Annotated in this window: 4 protein-coding genes; all 4 read right to left on the bottom strand. The window is 71.0% G+C overall.

The features are described 5' to 3' along the window. Positions 1 to 37 precede the first annotated feature (37 nt). Positions 38 to 784: an SDR family NAD(P)-dependent oxidoreductase gene (locus tag ACFV4N_RS39970; RefSeq protein ID WP_499677894.1), complete on the bottom strand. Its 747-nt coding sequence runs from the start codon at positions 782 to 784 to the stop codon at positions 38 to 40. 184 nt (positions 785 to 968) lie between these two features. Beyond that, positions 969 to 1661, bottom strand: a complete 693-nt coding sequence (locus ACFV4N_RS39975; RefSeq protein WP_499677895.1) for a DUF899 domain-containing protein — start codon at positions 1659 to 1661, stop codon at positions 969 to 971. 159 nt (positions 1662 to 1820) lie between these two features. Beyond that, positions 1821 to 3374 carry an AMP-binding protein gene (locus tag ACFV4N_RS39980; RefSeq protein WP_499677896.1) on the bottom strand — a complete coding sequence of 518 codons (1554 nt, stop codon included), beginning with the start codon at positions 3372 to 3374 and terminating at the stop codon, positions 1821 to 1823. Next, positions 3371 to 4201, bottom strand: a complete 831-nt coding sequence (locus ACFV4N_RS39985; RefSeq protein WP_499677897.1) for a p-hydroxycinnamoyl CoA hydratase/lyase — start codon at positions 4199 to 4201, stop codon at positions 3371 to 3373. Before ACFV4N_RS39985 ends, ACFV4N_RS39980 begins: the two co-directional genes overlap by 4 nt. Positions 4202 to 4800 lie beyond the last annotated feature (599 nt).

A 4800-nucleotide genomic window follows, 5' to 3' on the forward strand; every position in this document is an offset into this window, starting at 1 on the left:
CCTCCGGGGAGGTCCCGCCCCTCGTCGCGTGCCCGGGTCAGGACAGGGCGTGCAGGCCGTTGCCGGTGAGCACGTAGGCGGGCACGACGCTCGTGGCGTCCGCCTGCACGAGGTCCACCACGGCCTTGCCGGCGATCTCCGGGGTGAGCAGCGGCGCGTGGTGGCGCAGGAAGTCCTCCACCTCCAGCCCCGCGCGGGCGGCGTAGGCCTCGACGCCGGCCCGGCCGACGGCGGTCGAGGGCGCGAACCGGGGCAGCACGGCGGTGAAGGTGATGCCCAGTCCCGCGGCGCGGGACTCGCCCTGCGCGTAGGCGGCGATGTAGCGCTGGGCGGCCTTGGCGCCCGCGTAGCCGCCGCTCAGCGGGGACCCGTCGGCGTTGAGGGCGGCGCCGCTGCTGAACACGACCACCCGGCTGCCGGGTCGCAGCGGCGTGAGCAGCGCCTCGCGCAGCCAGTGGAACGAGATCCGCACGTCGCTCTCCCAGTTGGCGGAGAACGTCTCCCAGGTCTGCTGCTGGAGCGGGCGCATGTGCGGTACGGCGCCCGCGACCAGGACGACCACCTCGGGGTCGTGGCGGTCGATGAGGTCGGCGGCGACCCTGGGGTCGCCGGCGTCGGCGAGCTCGTGGCGGACCGAGCCCGCGCCGGTGTCCGGGAACTCGGCCGGGGTCCGGGACACCGCGACCACCGGGGCGCCCGCCTGGGCCAGTGCGGTGGCGATGCCGTGGCCCAGGCCCCGGCTCGCGCCGACGACGATCGCGGTCCTGCCGGACGAGTCGCTCATGATGGGTCCTCCCGCTCGTGGTGTTGGCCGTTCTCGCGTGCCTGTCCGTTCGGTGCCTGCCCGGTCGGTGCCCGTCCGGTCGGTGCCCGTCCGGTCGGTGCCCGTCCGTTCGGTGGCGCACCCCGGCGCGGGGGCAGGCGCCGGGGTGCGCGGGCAGCCCTCGGGGCTGCCGACCGGGGGCGGGTTACGACTGGTACCTCGTGCCGTTCCACCAGTTGTCGCCGGGACCGGTCGCGCCCTCGACGTCGTAGCGGTCCTTGAAGCGCCACCAGTCCCAGGGGTGCTCCAGCTGGTCCTCCTGGCGCCCGAGGTGCGTGATGTCCAGGTAGTTGTAGAAGTTCTTGAAGATGTCGCCGCCCCGGTCGAAGATCGAGTAGGTGAAGTACACGTCGTCGCCCTCGCGGTAGAACGCGCTGACGCCGGGCGACTCGCCCTGCTCGGTCGAGACCTCGTAGTCGTAGTTGAAGTCGCTGCCGTACGAGGAGTACCAGGGCATGGTCCAGCCCATCCTGGCCTTGAAGGCCTGGAAGTCGGCCAGCGGCGCGCGGGAGACCATCACGAACGTGGTGTCCCTGGCCCACATGTGGGCCAGCTCCCCCACGCTGTCGGCCTGCATCGAGCACCCGATGCAGCCCTCCGCGGCCCCCGGGCTGTACATGTAGTGCCGGACGACGAGCTGGCGGCGGCCCTCGAACAGGTCGAGCAGCGTGAGGGTGCCCTGCGGGCCTTCGAAGAGGTATTCCTTCTCGACCTTCACCATCGGCAGCTCGCGCCGCTCCGCCGCGATCCGGTCGCGCGCCTTGGTGACTTCCTTCTCCTTCTCCAAAAGGGCTTTGCGGGCTTCCAGCCACTCCGCCCTGGAAACGACTCGGTTCATCTGTTCTCCTCCTGGGTGCCGACGCGGTCGGCTCCGCCGATACCCGGAACATCGCCTGTGGGCCGTTCTGCCGCGGCCCGTGATCCCCGTCCTCCAGATTCCCCGCGTGCCGGGGTCCCCGCTTCTCCGAGGTTGGCCTCTCGCCCGGGGGAATGGGGTTCAGGCGGCGTTGTCGCGCGCTTTGAGGGTGCGGCGTTCCACCTTGCCGACCGGGGTGCGCGGGATGCGGTCGACGAACTCGATCCGCCGGATCTTCTTGTAGGGGGCGACGCGTTCGGCGACGAACGCCATCAGCTCCTCGGGGGTGGCGGGCTCGCGGGTGACGACGAAGCCCTTGGGGACCTCGCCGGCCTCCTCGTCGGGCACGCCGACCACGGCGGCGTCGGCGACCTTGGGGTGGGTCAGCAGGACGGCCTCCAGCTCGACCGGCGAGACCTGCTGGCCCTTGTACTTGATCAGCTCCTTGATGCGGTCGACGAGGAACAGCTCGCCGTCGGCGTCCACGTGGCCGAGGTCGCCGGTGCGCAGGAACCCGTCGGGCTGCAGCACGCTCCGGGTGGCCTCCTCGGCGTCGAGGTAGCCCTTCATCACCTGGGGGCCGCGGACCAGCACCTCGCCGTCCCGGTTCGGGCCCAGCTCCTCGCCGGTGTCGACGTCGACGACCTTGCACTCGACGCCGGGCGCGGGCCGGCCGACCGAGGCGGGCACGGCGGGCACGCGGTCCTGCATGAACGACACCATGGACTCGGTGAGGCCGTAGCCCTGGGCGATGTCGCAGCCGACGCGCCGCCGGACCGCCTCGGCGACGGCCGGGTCGAGCGCGGCGCCGCCGGAGACGATCGAGCGCAGCGAGGACAGGTCGTAGCGGTCGACCAGGGGGCTGCGGGCCAGCAGGACCGCCATGGTGGGCACGATGTAGAGGTGGGTGATCCGGTGGTCCTGGATCGCCTTGAGGAACGCCTCGGGGTCGAAGCGCCGCATGGTGACCATGGTGGAGCCCTGGACGAGGCTGGCGTTCATCATCATGGTCAGCCCGAAGGCGTGGTGGAACGGCGGCACGGCGAGCACCCGCGCGCCCGCGCCGCTGGGGGCGACGAGGCTGGTCAGGAGCGCCTTGGCGATCAGGTTGCGGTGGGTCAGCACGACGCCCTTGGGGTGGCCGGTGCTGCCGCTGGAGTGCAGCAGGGCGGCCACGTCCTCGGCGGGGTCCACGTCCGGGTCCGCGTCCGGGTCGGGCGGTGGGCCGTCGGCGAGCAGCGCGGCGAACGGCGTCGCGCCGTCGGCCTCGCCGAGCACCAGGACCTCGTCGACCGGGGTGCGGCGGGCCAGCTCCAGTGCCTTGCCCGCCTCGGGCGGCACGGTCACCAGCAGGCGCGCGCCGGCCTCGGTGAGGCGGGCGGCGAGGTCGTCGGGGGTGTCGAGGGGGTTGAGCACGACCACGGCGCCGCCGGCGGCGACGGCCGCGTGCACCACGACCGGGTACTCGGGCACGTTGGGCGCGAGCACGGCCAGCACGTCGCCCTTGCCGAAGCCCCTGGCGCGCAGCCCGGCGGCGGCGCGGCGCACGGCCGTGACCAGTTCGGCGTAGGTGTAGCGGGTGGTGCCGTCGACGTCGACGATGGCGACCGCGTCGCCGTGCCGCCCCGCCCGTTCCAGCACGAACGAGGTCAGCGAGGTGTCGGGGATCTCGACGGGCGGGCCGGTGACGATCACGGCTTCACGTCCGCTTCGGCGCGCTTGTAGGTGCTCAGGCCGGGCTGGTAGCTGCGCTTCTCGAACTGCCGCAGCGCGACGTTGATCCACTCGTTGCCGCTGAGCCGGGACAGCTCCCACAGCTTGGCCTGGTCGTAGTCGATGGCGGCGGGCAGGTCCAGCTCGGTGGTGCGCTCGTAGACCTGCTTGGCCAGGTGCAGCGTGACCGGGTTCTTGTTGACGATCTTCGCCACGAGGCGGTCGGTCTCGGCGTCCAGCTCGGCGGCGGGCACCGCCTTGTTGACCAGGCCGTGCTTCTCGGCCTCGCGGCCGGTCATGGTGTCGCCGGTGAGGATGTAGTACAGCGCCTGCTTGCGGGCCAGGTTGTGGGTGGCCGCCCAGGTGGCGCCGCCGGCCGGGAAGATGCCGAAGTTGATCTCGGACAGGCCGAACAGCGCGGCCTCGTCCGCGACGGCCAGGTCGCACAGGCCGGTGACCAGGAATCCGCCGCCGAACGCGAAGCCGTTGACCTTGGCGATGGTCACGGCCGGGAACGCCTTGAGGCGCTGGAACCACTTCAGGGCCACGAGGTTGGTGCGGTAGAACAGCTGCGGGTCGTCGAACGGCCGCAGGAAGCACTCCTCCAGGTCCATGCCGGAGCTGAAGCTGTTGCCGACGCCGGTGACGACGACGGCCTTGACGCCGCCGTCCTCCTCGATGCGGTCCAGGGCGGTGTTCATGTCCCGGTGCATCTGCGGGTTCATCGCGTTCTTCTTGTCCGGGCGATTCAGGTGAACGGTGGCTTTCGGGCCTTCGATCTCCAGGTTGACGGTTTCGAGCGTGATCATCCCTGCCCCACTTCCGGTCGGACTCGCGTTCACGAGCGGCGGCACGAGGATCACATGATCGACAATGGTGTGGCTTCTCACGGCTTGCCTTGACCGGACAATGACCACCGCAGAACCTTTTGCAAAGGTAACTGGTGCTACTTTGAAACCACCCGGGCAGCGCAGGGGTAATACGCCCGTACGTCGGCAACCGGACCGCTGCCGGCAAGCGTCCCGTGACCGCCCGGTCCGGCTTCTGTATCGATGCCGAGCAGCGTTCATGCCGTTTCGAAATACCCGATCGGAGCACCGGTCCGCGCTTGCCTATTAGGGCGGCGAGCGTGAGCAAGTCTGGAGTAGCAGCGCGGAGGAGCGCTCTGCAAAGATTTTGTCGTTCGCTTGTCGGAGACGGCCGACCGAATCGGGGACGAGCTTGACTGCCCTGCGCGTGCTGCAAAGCGGTATCCCGGCGACCACCCGGTCGCCGGCGCAGCCGACCAGACCCTCGCGGTCGAGACGCGGGTCGACGCCGAACGGGTGAGTTCCCCGGCGGCGCGGCCCGCGTCATTCGGGTCCGCGACCGGCGCGCCTTTCCGCTTTCCATTCAGCGGGTTCTCCCG

Source organism: Actinosynnema sp. NPDC059797 (genome assembly GCF_042732085.1).
Lineage (GTDB): Bacteria > Actinomycetota > Actinomycetes > Mycobacteriales > Pseudonocardiaceae > Actinosynnema.